The following is a 1,332-nucleotide window of genomic DNA, read 5'->3' on the forward strand; positions in this document are numbered from 1 at the left end:
GAAGCATGTTTAATTCGTCTGATCACAGATACTTTATAAAGTATTTTAGTACTTTTTTGAATCCGTCAATGCGTAAGTCCTATTTAAAATCAATCAACAATCAAAACTACCGAAAAATACAAGAAAAAGCTTTGGGTGTATGTTGAAATATCTGTGTTCTATCATCTGTTGAGATAAAAATGACTTATACCCTTGATCAGGCAGACATCGTCATAGATTTAGCACAACAAATTCTACATTTGCCAAAGCACAATAAATTTTATGTGATCTCTTCTGGCAAGAATGGTGTTGGTGAGCAAGAGAATAGCGGTAAGACGCCAAGAGGTTGGCATCAAGTCGCACAAAAGATTGGTGCAGACCTAAAGAAAAATACGGTCTTTATTGCACGTCAGCCGACAGGGGAAGTGTATAACCAACAACTCGCACAACAATTTCCACAAAGAGATTGGATTTTGTCACGAATTTTATGGTTGGATGGTTTAGAAGATGGATTCAATCATGGAAATGGTTGCGATACATTTAAACGATATATCTATATTCATGGCACGCCTGATACAGAACCGATGGGCATCCCGATGTCACATGGCTGTATTCGGATGAAGAATGATGAGATTATTGAGTTATTTGAGCTAATTTCTGAACAGGCATTGGTTTATATTTCAGAACATACTTTAGAAAACGAAGGATGAAAATATGAATAAGTGCTTAAATAAAATACGAAAATCTTGATTTTTTCAATGAATTACTTATTTTTTAATCATTCGTACGCTTTTTTCAGAAAAGAATGGCAAAAGCGTTTGACAGGCTGTAAAGATTCTCTATAATGCACCTCACAAACGATGAAGACGTTAAGGGCGCTTAGCTCAGTTGGTAGAGCGTCTGCCTTACAAGCAGAATGTCGGCGGTTCGATCCCGTCAGCGCCCACCAAGCCTTTACGTTAAAACTCAAGTGCAGCGGTAGTTCAGTTGGTTAGAATATCGGCCTGTCACGCCGAGGGTCGCGGGTTCGAGCCCCGTCCGCTGCGCCACTTAAGTTTTAATATCGTTTTACCCTATAATTGCAAAATTATTGTGCAGCGGTAGTTCAGTTGGTTAGAATATCGGCCTGTCACGCCGAGGGTCGCGGGTTCGAGCCCCGTCCGCTGCGCCACTTTAAGATTGCAAGAATAGATAGAGTTAAGTAAATTAGAGTTTATATTCTTTGATACTTAAACAATATTTAAAGCATTTCTTTAAATTTGTTACCTCGCTCAGGGCGCTTAGCTCAGTTGGTAGAGCGTCTGCCTTACAAGCAGAATGTCGGCGGTTCGATCCCGTCAGCGCCCACCATAA

General features: G+C 40.2%; 1 protein-coding gene and 4 tRNA genes. All 5 read left to right on the plus strand.

Annotation, left to right across the window (positions count from 1 at the left end; all coding sequences use genetic code 11):
* Positions 1-179 precede the first annotated feature (179 nt).
* Entirely contained in the window at positions 180-689 is a 510-nt protein-coding gene (gene elsL, locus M5121_RS15760) for a cell wall-recycling L,D-carboxypeptidase ElsL (protein WP_249571702.1), read from the plus strand.
* Positions 690-852: 163 nt separating this feature from the next.
* Positions 853-928: transfer RNA gene (locus M5121_RS15765), tRNA-Val, on the plus strand.
* A 23-nt stretch (positions 929-951) separates the two neighbouring features.
* A tRNA-Asp gene (locus M5121_RS15770) sits at positions 952-1,028 on the plus strand.
* 45 nt (positions 1,029-1,073) lie between these two features.
* A tRNA-Asp gene (locus M5121_RS15775) sits at positions 1,074-1,150 on the plus strand.
* A 103-nt stretch (positions 1,151-1,253) separates the two neighbouring features.
* Positions 1,254-1,329: transfer RNA gene (locus tag M5121_RS15780), tRNA-Val, on the plus strand.
* Positions 1,330-1,332: the final 3 nt, after the last annotated feature.

The organism is Acinetobacter sp. ANC5681, from assembly GCF_023488045.1.
In the GTDB taxonomy this organism is placed as follows: domain Bacteria; phylum Pseudomonadota; class Gammaproteobacteria; order Pseudomonadales; family Moraxellaceae; genus Acinetobacter.

Coding starts and splice junctions, on each gene's coding strand:
- elsL (WP_249571702.1), top strand. CDS start 180: ATGACTTATACCCTTGATCAGGCAGACATCGTCATAGATTTAGCACAA.